General features: G+C 71.0%; 19 protein-coding genes and 2 pseudogenes. 14 read left to right on the top strand and 7 right to left on the bottom strand.

The annotated features are described in order from the left end of the window. Window positions 1-18: 18 nt before the first annotated feature. From ACFWM2_RS21270 to ACFWM2_RS21260, 3 genes are read left to right on the top strand one after another with little or no spacing between them, the layout of a single operon-like run. Window positions 19-753, top strand: a complete 735-nt coding sequence (locus ACFWM2_RS21270; protein WP_383282011.1) for an ABC transporter permease — start codon at window positions 19-21, stop codon at window positions 751-753. 36 nt (window positions 754-789) lie between these two features. Next, window positions 790-2,073, top strand: a complete 1,284-nt coding sequence (locus ACFWM2_RS21265; RefSeq protein ID WP_383281946.1) for a sensor histidine kinase — start codon at window positions 790-792, stop codon at window positions 2,071-2,073. Then, window positions 2,063-2,725: a response regulator gene (locus tag ACFWM2_RS21260; protein ID WP_383281943.1), complete on the top strand. Its 663-nt coding sequence runs from the start codon at window positions 2,063-2,065 to the stop codon at window positions 2,723-2,725. The genes ACFWM2_RS21265 and ACFWM2_RS21260 overlap by 11 nt, the downstream gene beginning before the upstream one ends. 12 nt (window positions 2,726-2,737) lie before the next feature. Here ACFWM2_RS21260 and ACFWM2_RS21255 read toward each other — a convergent pair whose 3' ends face one another. The 3 genes from ACFWM2_RS21255 to glgX form a co-directional block, all read right to left on the bottom strand. Continuing rightward, a complete protein-coding gene (locus tag ACFWM2_RS21255; protein WP_383281940.1) occupies window positions 2,738-4,177 on the bottom strand; it encodes a sulfatase in 1,440 nt (479 codons plus the stop codon). 51 nt (window positions 4,178-4,228) lie between these two features. Beyond that, window positions 4,229-4,324: a putative leader peptide gene (locus tag ACFWM2_RS21250; RefSeq protein WP_383281937.1), complete on the bottom strand. Its 96-nt coding sequence runs from the start codon at window positions 4,322-4,324 to the stop codon at window positions 4,229-4,231. Between the two features lie 141 nt (window positions 4,325-4,465). Further along, window positions 4,466-6,718 carry a glycogen debranching protein GlgX gene (glgX, locus tag ACFWM2_RS21245; RefSeq protein WP_383281935.1) on the bottom strand — a complete coding sequence of 751 codons (2,253 nt, stop codon included), beginning with the start codon at window positions 6,716-6,718 and terminating at the stop codon, window positions 4,466-4,468. Window positions 6,719-6,851: 133 nt separating this feature from the next. Here glgX and ACFWM2_RS21240 point away from each other — a divergent pair, with 133 nt between their 5' ends. The 7 genes from ACFWM2_RS21240 (at window position 6,852) to ACFWM2_RS21210 (ending at window position 14,453) form a co-directional block, all read left to right on the top strand. Further along, the gene (locus ACFWM2_RS21240; RefSeq protein WP_383281932.1) at window positions 6,852-8,087 is read left to right on the top strand and encodes an Ig-like domain-containing protein; all 1,236 of its coding nucleotides are present in this window, start codon (window positions 6,852-6,854) and stop codon (window positions 8,085-8,087) included. Between the two features lie 181 nt (window positions 8,088-8,268). Then, window positions 8,269-9,513 (top strand): Ig-like domain-containing protein, encoded by a 1,245-nt coding sequence (locus tag ACFWM2_RS21235; protein WP_383281929.1) that lies wholly within the window; start codon window positions 8,269-8,271, stop codon window positions 9,511-9,513. Window positions 9,514-9,596: 83 nt separating this feature from the next. Continuing rightward, the gene (locus ACFWM2_RS21230; RefSeq protein ID WP_383281927.1) at window positions 9,597-10,364 is read left to right on the top strand and encodes an enoyl-CoA hydratase/isomerase family protein; all 768 of its coding nucleotides are present in this window, start codon (window positions 9,597-9,599) and stop codon (window positions 10,362-10,364) included. Window positions 10,365-10,781: 417 nt separating this feature from the next. Next, entirely contained in the window at window positions 10,782-11,285 is a 504-nt protein-coding gene (locus ACFWM2_RS21225; protein ID WP_383281924.1) for an ATP-binding protein, read from the top strand. A 468-nt stretch (window positions 11,286-11,753) separates the two neighbouring features. After that, window positions 11,754-12,548, top strand: a complete 795-nt coding sequence (locus ACFWM2_RS21220; RefSeq protein WP_383281921.1) for a polysaccharide deacetylase family protein — start codon at window positions 11,754-11,756, stop codon at window positions 12,546-12,548. Next, complete coding sequence (locus tag ACFWM2_RS21215; protein WP_383281918.1) at window positions 12,548-13,735, top strand: YncE family protein; 1,188 nt, start codon at window positions 12,548-12,550, stop codon at window positions 13,733-13,735. The genes ACFWM2_RS21220 and ACFWM2_RS21215 overlap by 1 nt, the downstream gene beginning before the upstream one ends. A 109-nt stretch (window positions 13,736-13,844) precedes the next feature. Continuing rightward, the gene (locus ACFWM2_RS21210) at window positions 13,845-14,453 is read left to right on the top strand and encodes an ADP-ribosyltransferase (protein ID WP_383281916.1); all 609 of its coding nucleotides are present in this window, start codon (window positions 13,845-13,847) and stop codon (window positions 14,451-14,453) included. 15 nt (window positions 14,454-14,468) lie between these two features. Here ACFWM2_RS21210 and ACFWM2_RS21205 read toward each other — a convergent pair whose 3' ends face one another. Continuing rightward, window positions 14,469-15,104 (bottom strand): GNAT family N-acetyltransferase, encoded by a 636-nt coding sequence (locus ACFWM2_RS21205; RefSeq protein WP_383281913.1) that lies wholly within the window; start codon window positions 15,102-15,104, stop codon window positions 14,469-14,471. A 57-nt stretch (window positions 15,105-15,161) separates the two neighbouring features. On the opposite strand from ACFWM2_RS21205, the pseudogene ACFWM2_RS21200 reads away from it, so the two are divergent. Both ACFWM2_RS21200 and ACFWM2_RS21195 read left to right on the top strand, forming a co-directional pair. Continuing rightward, window positions 15,162-15,530 (top strand): annotated as a pseudogene (locus ACFWM2_RS21200) (MerR family transcriptional regulator); the annotation flags it as partial. Window positions 15,531-15,757: 227 nt separating this feature from the next. Then, complete coding sequence (locus tag ACFWM2_RS21195; protein ID WP_383281910.1) at window positions 15,758-15,970, top strand: EF-hand domain-containing protein; 213 nt, start codon at window positions 15,758-15,760, stop codon at window positions 15,968-15,970. A gap of 51 nt (window positions 15,971-16,021) precedes the next feature. Here ACFWM2_RS21195 and ACFWM2_RS21190 read toward each other — a convergent pair whose 3' ends face one another. After that, entirely contained in the window at window positions 16,022-17,044 is a 1,023-nt protein-coding gene (locus ACFWM2_RS21190) for an AraC family transcriptional regulator (protein ID WP_383281907.1), read from the bottom strand. 101 nt (window positions 17,045-17,145) lie between these two features. Here ACFWM2_RS21190 and ACFWM2_RS21185 point away from each other — a divergent pair, with 101 nt between their 5' ends. Continuing rightward, window positions 17,146-18,165 (top strand): zinc-dependent alcohol dehydrogenase family protein, encoded by a 1,020-nt coding sequence (locus tag ACFWM2_RS21185; protein WP_383281904.1) that lies wholly within the window; start codon window positions 17,146-17,148, stop codon window positions 18,163-18,165. 75 nt (window positions 18,166-18,240) lie between these two features. Further along, a pseudogene (locus tag ACFWM2_RS21180) lies at window positions 18,241-18,906 on the top strand (NADPH-dependent F420 reductase); the annotation flags it as partial. A 106-nt stretch (window positions 18,907-19,012) separates the two neighbouring features. Here ACFWM2_RS21180 and ACFWM2_RS21175 read toward each other — a convergent pair. Both ACFWM2_RS21175 and ACFWM2_RS21170 read right to left on the bottom strand, forming a co-directional pair. Continuing rightward, window positions 19,013-19,555: an MOSC domain-containing protein gene (locus ACFWM2_RS21175; protein ID WP_383281902.1), complete on the bottom strand. Its 543-nt coding sequence runs from the start codon at window positions 19,553-19,555 to the stop codon at window positions 19,013-19,015. A 10-nt stretch (window positions 19,556-19,565) separates the two neighbouring features. Beyond that, window positions 19,566-20,120, bottom strand: coding sequence for a glycoside hydrolase family 25 protein (locus tag ACFWM2_RS21170; RefSeq protein WP_383281899.1), 555 nt, complete (start codon window positions 20,118-20,120; stop codon window positions 19,566-19,568). Between the last annotated feature and the right edge of the window lie 302 nt (window positions 20,121-20,422).

Below are 20,422 nucleotides of genomic sequence, written 5' to 3'. Positions count from 1 at the left end.
ACCGATCTGCGCCCGAGCGTGAACACGGCCGTACTGCGGACGGAGATCCGTCTCTTCCGCCGCGAACCCGGCGGGCTCTTCTGGATCCTGCTGTTCCCCACCCTGCTCCTGGTGATCCTCGGCTCCATCCCCTCGTTCCGTGACGTCGACCCCTCCTTCGACGGCCTGCGGCCGGTCGACGCCTATGTCCCGGTGAGCGTGCTCCTCGGTCTGATCGTGGGCGGGCTCCAGTCGATGCCGCAGGTCGTCACCGGCTACCGGGAACGCGGCATCCTGCGCCGGATGTCCACCACGCCGGTACGGTCCTCGGCCCTGCTGTCCGCGCAGATGGCGGTGTACGGAGGTGCGGCCCTGGTGTCGGCGCTGCTCGCCCTCACCGTCGGACGGCTCGCCTTCGACGTACGGCTGCCCCAACAGCCGTTCGGATACGCCCTCGCGCTGCTCCTCGCCGTCCTGGTCGCCCTCGCGCTGGGCGCCGTGGTCTCGGCGCTGTCGCGCACCACGAAGACCGCGGGCGCGATCGGGTCCGCCGTGTTCTTCCCGATGATGTTCTGCGCGGGAGTGTGGCTGCCGGTGCAGGCGATGCCCGACATGCTGGCCCGGATCGTCGGGTACACCCCGTTCGGTGCCGCCGCGCAGGCCCTGAACCAGGCGGCCGCGGGCGACTGGCCGGGCTGGAGCCACCTGGGCGTGCTGGTCGTGTGGATCCTGCTGCTGACGGGTGCGGCCGGTCGATGGTTCCGCTGGGAGTGAGCGATGACCGACCTCCTGTCCGTGCAGACTGAACGCATGACGACCACCCCACGACCGGACACAGCGGCCGCCGCCGCGCGGACCGTGGAGGAACGCTGGGCCAGCTTCCACCGCTACGGCCCCTTCGGCCTGCTCGGCGTCGCCGTCGTCCTCTCCGTGGCCACGGCCGGCGTTGTCGGCATGAACCGCACGGACTGGTACGTGGGCGGGCCGCTGGTGCTCGCCGCGTTCGCCCTTCAGGTGTGGTGGGCCGGGGCGATGCGCAGCAGACCGGGTCCGACCCTCGCCGGCATCGGCTACTTCTGGACCCGCTGGGCCATCGCGTTCGTCCTCGCCCTGACCAATCCGTTCTACGCCTTCTACGCGGCCGCCAGCTACTTCGACGTCGAGCGGCTGCTGCCCCGCCGCCTGGTGCGGGTGGGGGTGATCGCCGCGGTCGTCGTCGTGGCCGGTTCGCAGTCCGGCGGGCTGCCACCGCACGGCGCGGTCGGCTGGGCCGTGTTCGGCGGGCTGCTGGCCGTCAACGTCACCCTCGCCGCGATCATGGGCCACCTCAACGCCAAGGAGAACGAGCGGGCCCTCGTCCAGGCCGCCACCATCGCCGAACTGGAGCGCACGAACACCGCGTTGCAGCAGGCCCTCGACGAGAACGCGGCGCTGCACGCCCAACTCCTCCTCCAGGCACGGGAGGCGGGCGTCGCCGACGAGCGCCGCCGGCTGGCCGCGGAGATCCACGACACGATCGCGCAGGGCCTGACCGGGATCATCGCCCAGCTCCAGGTCGTCGCGAACACCGCCGATCCCGAGGCCGCCCGCGCCCATCTGGGGCGGGCCGCCGACCTGGCCCGGCACAGCCTGGGCGAGGCCCGCCGCTCCGTGCAGAACCTCGCGCCTGGCGCCCTGGAGCACGACGGGCTGCCGGAGGCGTTGAAGAAGACGGTCGCCGAGTGGGCCGAACGGACTGGCACCCGCGCCGAGTTCACCGTCACGGGCACGACCGAGCAGCTGCACGACGAGGTGTCGGCGACCCTGCTGCGCATCGCCCAGGAAGCCCTGTCGAACGCCGCACGGCACGCCGCCGCCTCACGCGTCGGGGTCACGCTGTCCTTCATGGGCGACGAGGTGACCCTGGACGTACGCGACGACGGCCGTGGCTTCGACCCCCTCGCCGTGTCCGAGCGCACCGGCACCGGTGGCTTCGGCCTGGACGGCATGCGGGCGCGAGCCGAGCGGATCGCCGGCTCGCTCACCGTCGAGGCCGAACCTGGGCACGGCACCGCGGTGTCGGCTCGCGTACCGTTGGTCCGCCATGACCGATGACACCCTTCCCGCAGGCCCGCCCGCCATCAGCCTCCTCATCGTGGACGACCATCCCGTCGTCCGGGACGGGCTGCGCGGCATGTTCGAGTCCGCGCCCGGCTTCGCCGTCCTCGGCGAGGCGTCCAACGGTGTCGAGGCCGTGTCCCTCACCGCCCTCCTCGACCCCGACGTCGTCCTGATGGACCTGCGCATGCCCGGTGGCAACGGAGTCGAGGCCATCGCCGAGCTCGCCCGCCGCGGCGCCCGCGCGAAGGTCCTCGTACTGACCACGTACGACACGGACTCCGACACCATCCCCGCGATCGAGGCGGGGGCGACCGGCTATCTCCTCAAGGACGCGCCGCGCGACGAGCTCTTCACGGCGGTTCGCGCCGCGTCCGAGGGGCGCACGGTGCTGTCGCCGGCGGTGGCCTCCCGGCTGGTGTCAGCCGTACGCACCCCCGCCGGGGCCGGCAACGACGCCCTCTCCGCCCGGGAACGCGAGGTGCTCGGCCTCGTCGCCAAGGGCACGTCGAACCGAGAGATCGCCCGGGTGCTGTTCATCAGCGAGGCCACGGTGAAGACCCATCTCACCCACCTGTACGCCAAGTTGGGCGTGAAGGACCGTGCCGCGGCGGTGGCGGTGGCGTACGACCGGGGGATTCTCGGCTGACCAGGGCCGGTCCTAGGCGGCCGGGTACGGCAGCAGGCCGCTCGCGGTCCGCTCCCAGGACGCCTTCAGCTCGGCGAGCAACTCCGGCCTGTCGGGCGCCAGATCGGCCTGCTCGCGCAGGTCGGCGCCGAGGTCGTAGAGGTGGTCCTTGCCGGCGGAGTCCCGGTAGTACTTCCAATCACCCCGCCTGAGCGCCCGGTTGGCGCGCACCCGCCAGAACAGGTCGCGCTCCGGCAGCTTCTCGCCCTTCAGCAGATAGTCCGCGAGGCTGGTGCCGTCCAGCGGGTACGCCGGGTCGGGCCGGGCGCCGGCCACCTCCAGGAAGGTCGCGGTCCAGTCGGGGGAGAAGTTCGGCTCGTGGCTGACCTGGTTGCCGTCGATGCGGTGCGGCCAGCGCACGATCGTCGGCACCCGGATACCGCCCTCCTGGAGCACGAACTTCTCACCGCTCAGCGGCCAGAGGTACGACCAGCGCTCCCCGCCGTTGTCGCTGGCGAAGTACACCACCGTGTTCTCCTCCTGCCCGGAGCGGCGCAGCGCGGCGAGCACCTCGCCGACGGCCGCGTCGAGGCTCTCGACCATCTGGGTGTACTTCGCGACCGAGCCGCCGTCGAAGTGGTTGAGCGCGTTGCTCACCTCCGCCTGGCTCTTCGCGGCCCGGATCCGCGCGGCGATCACGGCGCCGGTCTCGGCGTCCTCCTCGCTCAGCCAGGGCCAGTGCGGAGTGGTGAAGTTGAGGTTCAGCAGCCACGGCCTGTCGTGCCTGCGGCCGACGTACTCCACCGCCCGCTCGGTGAGGACCTCCGTGTAGTAGCGCAGGTCCTGGTAGGTCGCGTCGCCCTCGTAGAGGTCGTAGTCGCCGAGCTGGCCGAGCTTGGAGAAGTACTCCAGGACGCCTCCGTGGTTGCCGAAGAACTCGTCCCAGCCGGACTTGGTCGGGCTGTAGTCGGGCAGCCAACCGCAGTGCCACTTGCCGATCAGCGCGGTGGAGTAGCCCGCCTTCTTCAGCAGGGAGGCGAGGGTGGGGTGGCTCGGGTCCAGCCCCTGGGACCTGTCCGCGACGGGCTCGGCGAGCCCGCCCTTCGTACGGCCCGGATAGCGCCCGGTGTACAGACTGAACCGGGTCGGGGAGCAGGTGGCCGAGCCGGAGTACGCGTCCGTGAAGCGCACCCCCTGGCGGGCCAGCCGGTCCAGGTGCGGCGTCCTGATGTGCGGTGCGCCGTACGAGGAGAGGTCGGCCCAGCCGAGGTCGTCGCCGAGGATGACCAGGAGGTTGGGGCGGCCGGAACCGGAGCCGCCGGCCCGGGCCTGGAACGGCCGCTCCGCGGGCGCCGCGGCGGCGGCGGTCTGGGCCATCGCGGTGACGGCTCCGCCACCGATCAGACCGCCGAACAGGCGGCGCGAGATCCCGTTCCGGGCAGGGGAGGGCAGCGGGGAGCGTGCTTCGGGCATGCGGGTTCCCAATCAGGACGCGAGGAGGAGGAAAGAGAGCGCGCTACGGGGTCAGCGACAGATGGCGCTGGACTGCCGGCACAGGTCGACGTGGCGCCGCTCCACGAGCGCGGTGACCGCGCGCGGGTGATCAGCGGAAAGCCTCATGGCCACGGACGTTGCCAGGGGAGCGGCCGGAGCGTCAAGGAGGTGTCCACAGAGCGGAAACCGCCTTTCGGTGAACCCCGGCCGCGGTACGGACCTCAGCCCGTTCGAGGGGGCCGCTCCCTGCTCCGGCGAAGCCCCCTCTCAGCCCACCACCCGCAACAGCAGGACCGCCCGGGCCGGTACGGCGATCGTGGCACCCGCCGGATGAACGACCCCCGGCGCCTCCTCCTGCTCCTCCCGGGAGGTGTCGACCACGACCTCGTACCGCGCGGCCCACGGCGGCCCGGGCAGGACGAAGCTCGCCGGCCTGTCTCCCGCGTGCAGTACGGCGAGGAAGCTGTCGTCCACGACCGGTGCACCCCGCGCGTCCCGGCCGGGTATGTCGCGCCCGGACAGGTACATCCCCAGCGTCGCGGCCGGCGCGTACCAGTCCCGCTCCGTCATCTCGCCGCCCCGGGCCGTGAACCAGGCCAGGTCCCGCAACCCGTCGGCGGAATGGGCCGCCCCGGAGAAGAAGGCCCGCGTGCGCAGCACCGGATGCGCGTGCCGCAGCGCGATCAGCCGGGACGTCAGGTCGAACAGCGCCCGCCACCCGGGATCCTCCAGGTGCGACCAGTCGACCCAGCTGACCTCGTTGTCCTGGCAGTACGCGTTGTTGTTGCCCCGCTGCGTCCGCCCGAGCTCGTCGCCCGCGACCAGCATCGGCACGCCTGTCGACAGCAGCAGGGTGGTCAGCAGGTTCCGCAGCTGACGCCGGCGCAGCTCCCGTACGTGCTCCTCGTCCGTCTCGCCCTCCGCCCCGCAGTTCCACGCGCGGTTGTCGTCCGTCCCGTCCCGGTTGCCCTCCCCGTTGGCCTCGTTGTGCTTGTGCTCGTACGAGACCAGGTCCCGCAGGGTGAAGCCGTCGTGGGCCGTCACGAAGTTCACCGAGGCGTAGGGCCGGCGCCCGCCCCAGGCGTACAGGTCGCTCGACCCCGACAGCCGGTAGCCCAGATCCCGCACATCCGGCAGCGCCCCGCGCCAGAAGTCCCGCACCGCGTTGCGGTAGCGGTCGTTCCACTCCGTCCACAGCGGGGGGAAGGATCCGACCTGATAGCCGCCCGACCCCACGTCCCACGGCTCCGCGATCAGCTTCACCCGGCGCAGCACCGGATCCTGCGCGATGACGGCGAGGAACGGCGAGAGCATGTCGACGTCGTGCATCGAGCGGGCCAGTGCCGCCGCCAGGTCGAACCGGAAGCCGTCCACCCCCATCTCCGTCACCCAGTAGCGCAACGAGTCGGTGATCAGCCGCAGGACGTGCGGCTGCACCACGTGCAGGGTGTTCCCGCAGCCGGTGTAGTCGGTGTACCGCCGCGCGTCCGACTGCAGCCGGTAGTAGCCGCGGTTGTCGATGCCGCGCAGCGACAGCATCGGGCCCAGTTCGCCCGCCTCCGCGGTGTGGTTGTAGACGACGTCGAGGATGACCTCGATGCCGGCCGTGTGCAGCGCGCGGACCATCCGTTTGAACTCGCCGACCTGCTGGCCGGTCGTCCCGGTCGCGGAGTAGCCCGCGTGCGGGGCGAAGTAGCCGATCGAGTTGTAACCCCAGTAGTTCCGCAGACCCTTGCGCAACAGGTGGTCCTCGTGCGCGAACTGGTGCACCGGCAGCAGCTCCACGGCCGTCACGCCGAGTTTCACCAGATGGTCGATGGCCGCGGGGTGCGCCAGACCGGCGTACGTGCCGCGCAGTTCCTCGGGGATGTCCGGATGCAGTCGGGTGAAGCCGCGGACGTGCAGCTCGTAGATCACCGAGTCCGCCCAGGGGGTCTTCGGGCGGTGGTCGTCCGCCCAGTCGTCGTCATCGTGCACGACGACACCCTTGGGGACGTACGGAGCCGAGTCGCGGTCGTCGCGCACGGTGTCCGCGACCTGTTGCTGCGGCCAGTCCCGGACGTGCCCGTACACCTCGGGCGGCAGACCGAAGTCGCCGTCCACGGCGCGCGCGTACGGGTCGAGCAGCAGCTTCGCCGGGTTCCAGCGGGCGCCGGTCCAGGGGTCCCAGCGGCCGTGCACCCGGAAGCCGTAGCGCCGGCCCGGCAGCACGCCGGGGACGAAGCCGTGCCAGATCTCGTGCGTCAGCTCGGTGAGCGGCACCCGGGTCTCGCCCCGCTCGTCGAAGAGACACAGCTCCACCGCCTCCGCCCCGCCCGCCCACAGCGCGAAGTTGGTGCCCGCCACACCGTCGGGGCCCACCCGGTAACGCGCGCCGAGCGGAGTGGGCGCACCCGGCCACACGGGTACGACGGGCGCCGCACGCGGTCCACCGTTCTTCAGGGGGGCGGACTGCACGGGCAGCCCGCCGCCCACGGCACGTCCTTCCTGGACTGCCTCCTGCTCGGGTGCGCTCGACACCGGTCAGCCTCCCGCGGCTCGATGGAACGCACGAAAACCGGCCCCGGCGTCCCGGCCACGGCTCCCCGTCGTGTCGTTCTCCCCACTGTTCTGCCCACAGCTTGGCTCGCACTCACGTTTCCCCAGGAGGGGCATGGTCGTTGGGACCCTCGTGATGCACGTACTGACGCGCGCGCGACGCGCCGGGGCCGCGCTGGCCGCCGCACTGACATGGGCGGCCCTGCTGGCCGCCGCCTCCGGCTGCACCTCCGACGGGATGGACGAGGTGCTCGGCAAACCCCGCGCGCCCGAGGACGTCATCCGGATCTCGCCGGACGACAACACCAAGAACGTGGGACCGGGGAAGAAGCTGGTGGTGCGGGTGCCCAGCGGCCGGCTGGAGTCGGTGAAGGTGGTCAAATCGCAGGACGCGCAGGAGTCCCCGGTGCCCGGCAGCATCGCCGACGACGGCGCGACCTGGCGTCCGGACGACGAAGGGCTGGCCCTCGCCGCCAAGTACACGGTGGACGTGGTGGCCCTGGACGGGCGCGGGCGGCGCTCGGCGCGGCACACCACCTTCACCACCGCCGTCCCCGACGAGCGGTTCATCGGGTACGTGACACCGGAGAACCGTTCCACGGTCGGCACCGGAATGATCGTCTCCCTGGAGTTCAACCGGGAGATCGAGAACCGGGCGGCCGTCGAGCGCGCGATCCACGTGACCGCCCGCCCGGCCGTGGAGATCCGCCCGCACTGGTTCGGCAAGGACCGCCTCGACTTCCGGCCCGAGCGGTACTGGAAGCCGGGGACGCAGGTCACGGTGGGACTGCGGCTGCGGGACGTCAAGGCGGCCCCGGGCGTCTACGGACTGCAGTACAAGTCGTTCACCTTCACCGTCGGGCGCAGTCAGGTGAGTTTGGTGGACGCCGCCGCGCACACCATGGAGGTGCGCCGCGACGGCGACCTCCTCGCCACCGTGCCGATCACCGCGGGCGCCCCCAAGACGACCACGTACAACGGCAAGATGGTCGTCACGGAGATGCTGGAAGTGACCCGGATGAACAGCCGCACGGTCGGCTTCGGCGGCGAGTACGACATCCCGGACGTGCCCCACGCGATGCGGCTCACCGACTCCGGGACCTTCCTGCACGGCAACTACTGGGCGCCGGGCGCTCCCGGCAACACCAACGTCAGCCACGGCTGCGTGGGTCTGAGGGACGTGAAGGGCGGCAGCTCGCAGACCCCCGCGGGCTGGTTCTTCGACCGCAGCATCATCGGTGACGTGGTCGAGGTCGTCCGCAGCAATGACAAGCAGGTCGCTCCCGACAACGGCCTGGGCGGCTGGAACCTGGACTGGAAGCAGTGGAAAGCCGGCACCGCGGTGAAGTAGCGCGACAAAGCGGTACGCGCACGACGAAACCCCAGCGGCGTCCCGGACGGTTGAACTTGGGACTGAACGGTGACAATCCCGGGGAGCCATCCCTCCTGGCCATGTGATTAATTGACGCGATACGCGCGTGGGACGCGCTGGGGTGCGGGCCTGGATCAGGCCGTGCGAGGGGAGAACGACTGTGAACGGGCGACCGATATCGGGGGCGTCGGTTGGCGCACGCGCACACCGCGGCAAGGGGATCCTGGCGCTGTTGCTGGGTGTCCTGATGCTCGCGGTGACCGCGTGCGGCGGGGGCGGGGGCTCGGACTCCGGGTCCGGGGACGGAAAGGGCAAGGGCGGTTCGGACACCGCGGACACCAAGGCGTCGCAGGCTGTCGTGACGATAGCGCCCAAGGACGGTGCGGACGGTGTGAAGACCAGCGGCGCTCTCAAGGTGACCGCGGCCAAGGGCAAGTTGACCGAGGTCGAGGTCGAGGACAGCAAGGGCAACGCGGTCGACGGCAAGATCACGGACGGGGGCGCGAGCTGGACGCCCGCGACCCATCTGGCCTCGGCCACCAAGTACAAGGTCCACGCGGTGGCCAAGGACGCCGACGGCCGGGAGTCCGCCGAGCAGTCGGACTTCACCACGCTGACCCCGAAGAACACCTTCGTCGGCATCTACACGCCGGAGGACGGTTCCAAGGTCGGCGTCGGCATGCCGTTCTCGGTCCACTTCACCCGGGGCATCACGCATCCGGAGGATGTCGAGAAGGCCATCAAGATCAAGACCGAGCCGGCCGTCGACGTGCAGGGCCACTGGTTCGGCAACGACCGGCTCGACTTCCGGCCCGAGGAGTACTGGAAGGCCGGCACCGAGGTCACCGTCACCCTCAACCTCGACGGTGTCGAGGGCCGGCCCGGTGTCTACGGCAAGCAGACCAAGACCGTGAAGTTCACCATCGGCCGCAGCCAGGTCTCCACGGTGAACGCCAAGACCCACAAGATGACCGTCAAGCGCGACGGCAAGACCCTCAAGACCATCGCGATCACCACCGGCAAGGCGGGTTACGACACCTGGAACGGCCAGATGGTCATCAGCGAGCGTCTGCGGGTGACCCGGATGAACGGTGAGACGGTCGGCTACGGCGGCGAGTACGACATCAAGGACGTGCCGGACGCCCAGCGCCTGACCAACTCGGGCACCTTCATCCACGGCAACTACTGGGGCGGCGACGCCTTCGGCAACTACAACGCCAGCCACGGCTGCATAGGTCTGCGTGACGCACGTGGTGGCGGCGACCGGAGTACGCCCGCCGCCTGGTTCTACGACCACTCGATGATCGGCGACGTGGTGATCGTCAAGAACTCGAACGACAAGACGGTCGCTCCGGACAACGGCCTCAACGGCTGGAACATGTCCTGGTCGGACTGGACCGCCTGACAGCCGGCGATTCCGTACGGGCCCGGTGTGCTGTGACTGAGCACACCGGGCCCGTTTGGGTTAACGGCTACTAACCTGCTCCCATGACTGTGCATCTCGAAGTCGCCGAAGGCGTCGGCACCATCCGTCTCGACCGTCCGCCGATGAACGCGCTGGACGTCGCCACCCAGGACCGGCTCAAGGAACTCGCCGAAGAGGCCGGGCGCCGCACGGACGTGCGCGCCGTGGTGCTGTACGGCGGCGAGAAGGTGTTCGCGGCCGGCGCGGACATCAAGGAGATGCAGGCCATGGACCACGCGGCGATGGTCGTGCGGTCCCGGGCCCTGCAGGAGTCCTTCACCGCCGTGGCCCGCATTCCCAAGCCGGTCGTCGCCGCCGTCACCGGCTACGCGCTCGGCGGGGGCTGCGAGTTGGCGCTCTGCGCCGACTACCGCATCGTCGGCGAGAACGCGAAGCTCGGCCAGCCGGAGATCCTGCTCGGGCTGATCCCGGGCGCGGGCGGCACCCAGCGCCTCTCCCGGCTGATCGGGCCCTCCCGCGCCAAGGACCTCATCTTCACGGGCCGGATGGTCAAGGCGGACGAGGCCCTCACGCTCGGCCTCGTCGACCGGGTCGTGCCCGCGGACGAGGTGTACACGCAGGCGCACACGTGGGCCGCGAAGCTGGCGCAGGGGCCCGCGATCGCGCTGCGCGCCGCCAAGGAGTCGGTCGACGCCGGGCTGGAGACCGACATCGAGACCGGGCTCGCGATTGAACGGAACTGGTTCGCGGGGCTGTTCGCGACGGAGGACCGCGAGCGCGGGATGCGCAGCTTCGTGGAGGAGGGGCCGGGGAAGGCCAAGTTCCTCTGACGGACGCGCAAACCGATGCGGGTGCCGGCGGTGGCGTCGCTCGTAGTGGCGGCGCCGTCGCTCGGGTGGGCGGTCGCGTCGCTCGGATCGGCGGTGGCGTCGCTCGTATCGGCGGTGCGTCACCGGGGAAAATCGGGCCGCCAAGTTCCGCTGATCCACTTGCAGTTGACGCGGTGTCTTACCCGGTGTCCCTCGAAGGGCTGGTTTATGTGAGCCTTAAGGCAACCTTAAGGTCAACTGACCGGGGGTCACTGGTGAGTGCTCCGAACCAAGGAATCACCCCAGCTCAGCCGGGCTGCGGAAGTTCTTGAATTACCTGGGGCATATGCCGATCGGATGCATCGGAATGGGCGGTTCCGGGGGGCGTATTCCCTCGGAACCGCCCCGTAGGGCGTTCTGGGCGGCCATGATGGGGGCATGGCGGGGCTGGAGGGTATCGAACAGCCGCGGCGGCACGGGAGTGCGACCGCGGCGCGCTGGTCGCCTGCGATCGAGGACGAACGGGCGCTCAAGGCACTGGAGTTGTTCGGCAATCCGACGGAGGGCGAGGTGCCCCTGCCGTCCCGCCCGGAGTCCGCGGCCACCGCGCGTCGGCTCACCCAGGTCGTGGTGCTGCGGCACTGGGGTCTCACGCCGAAGATGACCGAGGACGCGGTGCTGCTCGTCTCCGAACTCGTCGGCAACGCCGTGCGGCACACCGGCGCCCGGGTCTTCGGGCTCAGGATGCGCCGCCGCCGCGGCTGGATCCGTATCGAGGTCCGCGATCCCTCCCGCGGCCTGCCCTGTCTGCTGCCGGTCCAGGAGATGGACCTGAGCGGACGCGGCCTCTTCCTCGTCGACAAGCTCTCCGACCGATGGGGCGTGGATCTGCTGCCCCGCGGCAAGACGACCTGGTTCGAGATGCGCGTCGCCGACCGCTGACACCCCTGGGCGCGCAGAAGCCCCGACTGCTGGGCAGTCGGGGCCTCCCGAGGCGCCGCGGAGCCAGTTGGGGTGTGCCCCGCGGTGCCGGCGACGACCACGGCCCGGGTCAATGGGTGGATGTCGCACCTTCGACCATCGCAGACGCGCGCTGCTGATCCACAAGAGATTCGGGCCGTGAGGTGGGGGTTGCGTGAGCGAGCGGTGGGCCCGAAGCGTCCGGTCGCGCCGTGCGCGCACAGCTCCTGCGTGCGAATGCCCCGGTCGTCCGGTCCGCGTATGCCCCCGGTCGTCCGGTCGTCCGGTCCGCGCATGGCTGCCGTTCTCCGGTCGTCCCGTCCGCGCGTAGCTCCGGTCGTCCGGTCGTCCCGTCCGTCCGGGCCGTCGACGTCGTACCCCGCGCTCCCCGCGACCCGCACCCTCCGCCAAACCGGTCAATAGGCATCTTTCGGGGTGAATCACCCTTAAATGGTGCGGGTGACCACGACCGACCGCCGTTCGGCGCTGCGCACGGGCGCCGGGCTCGCCGCAGCCGGAGCCCTCGCCACCTCGTGCTCCGCGACCGGGGCCGTCGTGCACCCGGCCGCGCCGGCCCGCACACCCGGCACATCCCCGCCCCCGGGAGCGCCGAGGGCGGCACCCACGCCCCGCCGGTTTCCGCGGCAGCCCGTGCAGATCGAGCACGGCCCGCGCACCCGACCCCAAGTCGCCCTCACCTTCCACGGCCAGGGCGACCCCGCCGTCGCGCGCGCCGTCCTCGGCGAGGCCGAGCAGGGCGGCGCCCGCGTCACCGTGCTCGCCGTCGGCAGCTGGCTCGACGAGCACCCGGACATGGCCCGCCGGATCCTCGACGGCGGCCACGACCTCGGCAACCACACCCTGCGCCATCTCGACATCAACGCGATGTCCGAGACGGACGCGTACGCCGAGATCCGCGGGTGCGCGGACCGGCTGCGCCGGCTGACCGGATCCATCGGCACCTGGTTCCGCCCCTCGCGCACCCCGCGGGCCTCGCCGCTGGTGGAGCGGGTGGCCCGCCGCGTGGGCTACCCGCACGTCCTGTCGTACGACGTCGACTCGCTCGACTTCACTTCGCCGGGCTCCCCCGCCGTGACCCGCAAGATCGCCGGTGAGATCCGCGACGGGTCCGTGGTGAGCCTGCACTTCGGGTACGCGGACACGGTCGCCGCGCTCCCCGCCGTCCTGGAAGAACTCGACCGCCGCGGCCTGCGCGCGGTGACCACCACGGAGCTGCTGAGCTGATGCACCGCAACCGGAATCTCATCCAGCGCGCCCTGATCGCGGGCGTCGCCCTCACCGCCCTCGCGGGCTGCGGAGGCGCGGCCGACGACCACGCCGACGAGGCCCTCGGCACGAAGGGGGCCGTCAAGCCGGCCCCGCCGCAGGAGAAGACGGTCAAGGGCCTGCCCGGGATGCCGCCCGTGCTCGACCCGACGGACGTCTACGCCGCCGACCGCCCGGGCAGGCTCTCCCCGGTGGTCAAGGACTTCCCGTCCCGGGTGTACGTCCCCAACACCAACTCCAACACCGTCTCCGTCATCGACCCCGCCACCTACGAGGTCATCGAGACGATCCCGGTCGGCGCCCAGCCCCAGCACGTCGTCCCCTCCTGGGACCTGAAGACGCTGTGGGTCAACAACGACAAGGGCAACACCCTCACGCCGATCGACCCGAAGACCGGCAAGGCGGGCAAGACCGTCGACGTGCACGACCCGTACAACCTGTACTTCACGCCCAACGGCAAGTACGCGATCGTGATGGCCTCCCTCGACCGCGAACTGGTCTTCCGGGACGCGCACACCATGAAGCGCGTCAAGTCCGAGCCGGTCAGCTGCTACGGCGTCAACCACGCCGACTTCTCCCTCGACGGCCGCTACTTCATCGTCTCCTGCGAGTTCAGCGGCGAGCTGCTGAAGGTCGACACCGAGAAGATGAAGGTCGTCGCACAGCAGAAGCTGCCGTACGACGGCGCCATGCCGCAGGACGTGAAGATCTCCCCGGACGGCAAGAAGTTCTACGTCGCCGACATGATGGCCGACGGGGTGTGGGTGCTGGACGGCGACACCTTCTCCAAGCCGACGCTGCTGCCGACCGGCAAGGGCTGCCACGGCCTGTACGTCAGCCGCGACTCGCGCGAGATGTACATCTCCAACCGCGGCGAAGGAACCATCTCCATCTTCGACTTCACCCAGAACAGGCTGACCAAGAAGTGGCACCTGCCCGACGGGGGCAGCCCCGACATGGGCGGCGTCTCGGCCGACGGCAAGGTGCTGTGGCTGTCCGGCCGCTACAACTCCGAGGTGTACGCCATCGACACCCGCACCGGCATCCAGCTGGCCCGGATCCCGGTCGGCAGCGGCCCGCACGGCCTCGCGGTGTACCCGCAGCCGGGCCGCTACTCCCTGGGTCACACCGGCATCTTCCGCTGAACCGAAGGGCATTGGCCAACACCGCGCCCGGCAACCGGACTTGACCGACTCGCCGCCGTACGGGTGAGGGTCCCCGGCCCGTCGCCGCAGAGCCGAGATCGTGCTTGCCATGATCACAACTCGCCTGCGGCGGCGGGCCGCTGTCGTCGTCCTGTCCCTGGCGGCCGTCCTCGCGACCTCCGCCGCGACGGTTCCCGCGACGCCCTCGGTATCGCCCGCCCGGGCCGCCGCGCCCGCCTGTCCCCAGTTCTACGACCCGCTCACCGCCGCGGCCGACCGCCGGGTGGACGTCGGCCGCATCACCCCCGAGCCGGTCTGGCGCCGGACCTGCGGCACGCTCTACCGCAGTGACTCCCGCGGCCCCGCCACCGTCTTCGAGCAGGGCTTCTATCCGAAGGACGTGGAGGGCGGCCAGTACGACATCGAGCAGTACGTCCTCGTCAACCAGCCCTCGCCGTACGTCTCCACGACCTACGACCACGACCTCTACAAGACGTGGTGGAAGAGCGGCTACAACTACTACATCGACGCCCCCGGCGGAGTGGACGTCAACAAGACCATCGGTGACACCCACAAGTGGGCCGACCAGGTCGAGGTCGCCTTCCCCGGCGGCATCGCGCGACAGTACGTCGTCGGCGTCTGCCCGGTCGACAAGAAGACGAAGACCGAGATGCTGAGCGACTGCGAGAGCAACCCGCACTACGAGCCCTGGCACTGAGAACGGCCGCCCGCCTCAGTGGGCGAGAAGCAGCGCCTCCGCCCCGACGGGGCGGTAGCCGGCCGACTGGAACGCCCGCAGACTGCGGGCGTTCCCCGGTGCCAGCTGGGACCAGACGGGCTCGTCGGCGAGATGCCGGGCGGCCGCGGCCAGCGCCCGCCCGAGCCCCCGGTGCCGCAGGTTCTCGTCCACCTCGACCGCCACCTCCAGCCGCCCCGCGACCCCGCGGCCGAGGATGAGCACCCCGCCGTCGGCCGCCCACACCCGCACCTCGTCGCGGTGCTTGCGCGCCCGGGCCACCCGGTGATGGTCCGGGTCCTCGATCTCCGTCAGGGCGAGCGGCGGTGCTCCCGGGAGCGGAGCGGCGACGGCGAGCAGGTCGATCGTGTCGTTCGACCGCCCCGTGCGTTCCATGAACGCGGCGAGGAACCGTGGATTCATCGTCGCGGCGAGCGCGTCGCAGTCCAGCCGGGCCAGCGTCTCGCGCACCCACCCCTCGTCCTCGTCGGTGAAGACGACGGAGTGCGCGGTGAAGGCGAGGACGCCGGCGTCACGGGAGGAAGGCTGCGGTACGACGACCGTGGCCCCGTCGGGATGCGGGAAGACGCCCAGGGCCGCCGCGTCCAGAACGTCCCGCAGCGTGTCCGCCATGACGCCCCGCTCCCTCACTTGAGTCTCCACCCGCTGGAGGGCCCCAGACTCCCAGACATGATCGAAGACGGCACTGGTCTGTTCACCATCGGGCAGCTCTCCCGGAGCACCGGCCTCACCGTGCGCACCATCCGGTACTGGTCGGACGAGGGCGCCCTGCCCCCGGTGGCCCGTTCCTCGGGTGGCTACCGGCTCTACGACGCCGCGTCGGTGGCCCGCCTGGAGCTGGTCCGCACCCTGCGCGAACTGGGCCTCGGCCTCGACGACGGGTGCAGGGTGCCGGCGGGCGAGACGACGGTGGCGGAGGTGGCGGCCACGCATGTGGCGGCCCTGGACGCGCAGATCCGCTCCCTGAGGGTGACCCGGTCAGTGCTGTCGACCGTGGCGCGACGCGGTTCCACCGCAGAGGAGATGGCACTCATGTCGTCGCCGACCGGGCCGCCGTTCTGGAACGACTGGAGTCGGCCTCGAACGAACGGCTCGCCCGTTACCGCGAGTTGCTGCTCGCCGTGCGGGGTCAGGGCGCCCCGCTCGCGCACCGTGAGGAGTTCGTCTGGGTGGTCGCCGCACTGAAGGCCGGGACGGACCGTTAATCTGACCTCCGTCAGTAGGGCCGCAGGGCCTGCGTTATGCACCAAGAAGGGGCGGATCCGGTGGCGGACATCGAGGAAGCACGCAAGGCGTTCGAGCGGATCGACACGGATGGTGACGGGTTCATCACGCCCGCCGAGTTCAAGACCGCTCTCGCCCAGGGCGGGGACTGGAACGTCACCGAGTCGGTGGCGGAGGCCGTGATCGCCTCCCGCGACCTCAACGGGGACAAGCTCCTCTCGTTCGACGAGTTCTGGGCCCACCTGAACAAGTGACCCGAACGGCACTCCCGAGGGGCGCCCACCGCTGGACGGGGGCGCCCTTTGTCATTCCTCCACCAGGAGTCCGTCCGCCAGGAGTCCGTCCGCCAGGAGGACCGCGCTGTCCCGCTCGGCGGCCGGTGCGGGTCCGGACGGCGCGGCGACCGGGGGAACCCGCCTGCGGTACCGGCCCGGTGCCACCCCGTACTCCCGCTTGAAGGCCTTGGCGAAGGCGAACTCCGAGGTGTAGCCGGTGCGTTGGGCCACCACGCGGAGCGGTGTGTCGTCGGCGCGCAGCAGCCGGCCGGCCGTGATCATGCGCCACCAGGTGAGATAGCTGAGCGGCGGCTCGCCCACCAGCGCGGTGAAGCGACGGGCGAAGGCGGCTCGGGAGAGACCGCCGCGCGTGCCCAGCTCCTCGACCGTCCAGGGGTGGGAGGGCGCGCCGTGGATGGCGCGCAGCGCGGCCGCGACCGCCGGATCGGCGAGGGCGGCGGCCCAGCCCGTGGGATGCCCCGAACCATGCCGCTCGCGCTGCCACCAGGCGCGCAGGATGTAGAGGAGCAGCGTGTCCAGCAGGGACGTGACGATCGTGTCCGAGCCCGGCTGCGACTCCTCCAGCTCGATCCCGAGGAGCTCCACCGCCGCCCGCAGCGAGCGGTGCGCGCCGAGCCGTGCGGGCAGGTGGACCACCTCGGGCAGCTCGGACAGCAGGGGATGCACGCGAGCGCGGTCCAACTGGTAGGCCCCGCACAGCAACACGGTGGGCGCGCCACCCGCCCCCTCCCGCGCGGGCGACGGCTCGGGCCAGCTGCCGTCCGGCCGTAGCCGTACGTCCTCCAGCGGTACGGCGGGATCGCTGGCCAGCGCGTGCCCGCGCCCATGGGCCAGGAACACCACGTCACCCGGCCCCAGCGCCACCGCCTCGCCCGCGGCCGGGAGCAGCCAGGCCGATCCCTGGAGCACCACATGGAACCCCGCCCCGTCCGAGGACTCGAACCGCATGCCCCAGGGCGCGTGCTTGTCCCGGCGCGAGGAGTGCGGGCGTCCGGTGCGCATCGCGGCGATGGCGTCGCTGAGTACGTCCATGTTCGTACCGTAGCGTCTTGGTGAGACAGCGAGACGTACGGACATGAAAGCGAGATCCACCGGCATGGATCGTCTCCCTGTGGACCTCTAGCGTCGTCGGCATGTCCTCAACCACCGCACGCACCGTGCTCTTTCACGAGACCGGCGGCCCCGACGTCCTGACCGTCGAGGATGTCGAACTGCCCGCCCTCGGCCCCGGTCAGGTCCTGGTCCGTGTCGAGGCGCTGGGTCTCAACCGCGCCGAGACCCTCTTCCGCGCCGGCACGTACTACTACCAGCCCACCCTTCCCGGCTCCCGCCTCGGCTACGAGGCATCCGGGACCGTCGAGGCGACCGGCGAGGGCGTCACCGCATTCGCCGTCGGCGACCCGGTGACCACCGGCCCCGGCATCGAGATGGGCACACAAGGTGTGTACGCGGAACGGGTGGTGCTGCCCGACACCGCGCTCGTGCCCCGCCCGGAGTCGGTGGACGCCGTCACGGGCGCCGCCTCGTGGCTCACGTACACGACGGCGTACGGAGCCCTGTTGGAGACCGCCGGGCTGCGACCCGGCGACCACGTCCTGATCACCGGCGCGTCCAGCGGAGTCGGCACCGCCGCGATCCAGGTCGCCCGCCGCATCGGCGCGGTCCCGCTGGCCACCACCCGCAGCGAGGCCAAGAAGCGGCAGCTGCTCGACCTCGGGGCGGAGCATGTGATCGTCTCCGGTACCGGCACGCCGGACGTGGCGAAGGAGGTCCGGCGGCTCACCGGCGACCGGGGCGCCGAGGTGATCTTCGACGCCATCGGCGGCCCCGGCTTCAGCCCGCTGGGCGAGGCGCTCGCGGACGGCGGCTCGATGGTCGTCTACGGCTGGCTGGACCGGCGCCCGGCCGAGCTGCCCTGGAACTGGCCGCTGACCATCCACACCTACGCCAACTTCGCCCTCACCAGCACACCGGAGGGCCGGCGCCGCTCCACCGCCTTCCTGAACGCCGGTCTGCGGGACGGCGGTTTCCGGCCGCTTGTCAGCGAGGTTTTCGACGGCCTCGACCGCATCGCGGACGCCCACCGCCTGATGGAGTCCAACAGGCACACCGGAAAGATCGTCGTCAGGATCCAGCCACCGTCACCCGTCTGACCGTACGTCCGGAATAGCCCGCTCGGTCCGGCGGTTGGTGGTCCGCGTCAGAGGCACCGACCCCCGGAAGGGCGAGTCATGAAGATCGGCATCATCGGAGCGGGCAACATCGGCGGCAACCTCACCCGCAGGCTGACCGCCCTCGGGCACGACGTCTCCGTCGCGAACTCCCGCGGTCCGCAGACCCTCACCGACCTCGCCGAGGAGACCGGGGCGACGGCCGTGCCGGCCGAGGAGGCGGCACGCGGCGCCGAACTCGTCGTGATCACGGTCCCCCTCAAGGCGGTACCGGACCTGCCGAAGGGGATCCTCGACGGAGCGGCGGACGGCTTCGTCGTGATCGACACCGGCAACTACTACCCGCGGGAGCGGGACGGCCGGATCGCCGCGATCGAGGACGACGGGCTGACCGAGAGCCGCTGGACCGCCCAGCAGGTCGGCCACCCCGTCATCAAGGCCTTCAACGGCACCTACGCCCAGGACCTCCTGGACCGTGGCCGCCCGGCCGGGGACCCCGACCGGATCGCCCTCCCGGTCGCCGGCGACGACGAAACCGGCAAGCGGGTCGTACGCGCCCTCATCGACGAACTCGGCTTCGACACCGTCGACGCCGGTACCCTCGACGAGTCCTGGCGCCAGCAGCCCGGCACCCCGGTCTACGGCCTGCGGGAGGGCGTCGAAGGAGTCACCAAGGCCCTCGCCGAGACGCCCCGCGAACGCCCGTCGGACTTCCGCGGCTAGCGTCTGTCCCTGTCCGGTGGATCTTGCGGGCGCGTGCCACACCCCGCGACCCACCGCACGGTCCGCCGGACGGACCCTCGTCACCGGCCCCTTGCGGGGGCCCGGCTCAGACGATCCGCAACGGCTGGTGCGGCCCGTCCGGCAACTCGATCGCGATCGGGTCCCCGGGCCGCACCACCCCGCCCTCCCGTACGACGCTCATGACGCCGGACTTGTGGGTGACGCCGGTGCCGGTGCCCCGCCCGACGACCTGCTTGAGCAGCCCTTTGCGGAAACCGTCGATCTGCGCGCACGGGTTGCGCAGCCCGGTGATCTCGACGACCGCCTCGTCCCCGAGCCGCAGCAGTGCTCCGGTCGGCAGCCCCAGCAGATCGATCCCGCGCGTGGTGACGTTCTCCCCGAGCTCTCCGGCCGCGACGGCGAACCCCGCGTCGCGCAGCTCGTCGAAGAGCTCCTCGTGGATGAGATGCACCTGCCGCAGATTGATCACCGAGGGATCGCGCTCCATCCGGAACCGATGTTTCACGGTCACGCCCGCATGCACGTCCCCCTCCACCCCGAGCCCGGCGAGCAGCCTGACGCTCTCCCGGTTCGGCTTGGTGAACGAGTACGTGCCATTGCTGCTGACCGCAGTGATTTTCCCACCCATGGCGCGCAGCCTACGGTGTGGCCCATTTCTGCAGGTCGGCCTTGCTCGTGAAGTCCGCCACGTCCTTGTCCAGGGGGCTGCCGGTGCACTGGTGGAAGCGCCACTTCGCCGTGATCCGGGGCTTGCCCGCGGTGACGTAGTCGGCGATCCACAGGCCGTCGCCCGCGTACGAGGTGGTGTCGATGTTCAGCCAGAAGTTGCGGTTCGCGTAGAGGACGACCCTGTGGTTCGGGCGGAGTTCCTTCAGTTTGCGGATGAAGCGGTCCTTCTCGGCGTTGCTGGCGTGGGTGCCGTCGCCGGTGGTCTCCCAGTCGACGGCGAGGATGTCGCCGGCCTTCTCCGGGGCCTTGCTGAGGAAGTACTCGGCCTGGGCCGTGAGGTTGCCCGGCCAGAGGAAGTGGTAGAAGCCGACGACGCAGCCGGCGTCCCGGGCCCTCTTCACCTGGGCGCTCAGCCTGGGGTTGACGTATGAGCGGCCCTCGGTGGCCTTGACGAAGACGAAGGAGAGGCCCTCGGTGGAGTAGGAGGACGACTGGTAGGCGCTGACATCGATGCCGCGCAGCATGGGGGCTCCCTGTGCGGTGGGGGGACAGGTGAGGTGGGGGAAGCGACAAGTGAAGCATCAACTTCCTTGCGTTCTACCCGACTTCACTTGATCCACCCGTGGGCGTCCGCGGCCGTCCGTGGCCGTGCCGCCGGGATGCGCGGCGCCGCCCGGCCCAGCCGTCGACAACCGCGGCCGGTGGGGCCCGACTTCACCTTGCTCACCCGTCGGCAGGCGCTGGGGGAGCCCGACTTCGCCTTGCTCACCCGTCGGCACCCGCCGGGCTTCGCCTTGCTCACCCGTCGGCACCCGCCGAGGGCCGT

Origin of the sequence: Streptomyces sp. NPDC058371 (assembly GCF_042723265.1) — a bacterium.
Lineage (GTDB): Bacteria > Actinomycetota > Actinomycetes > Streptomycetales > Streptomycetaceae > Streptomyces.
Note: the sequence above shows the minus strand (reverse complement) of the source record. Positions and strands in the feature narration are given on the sequence as shown.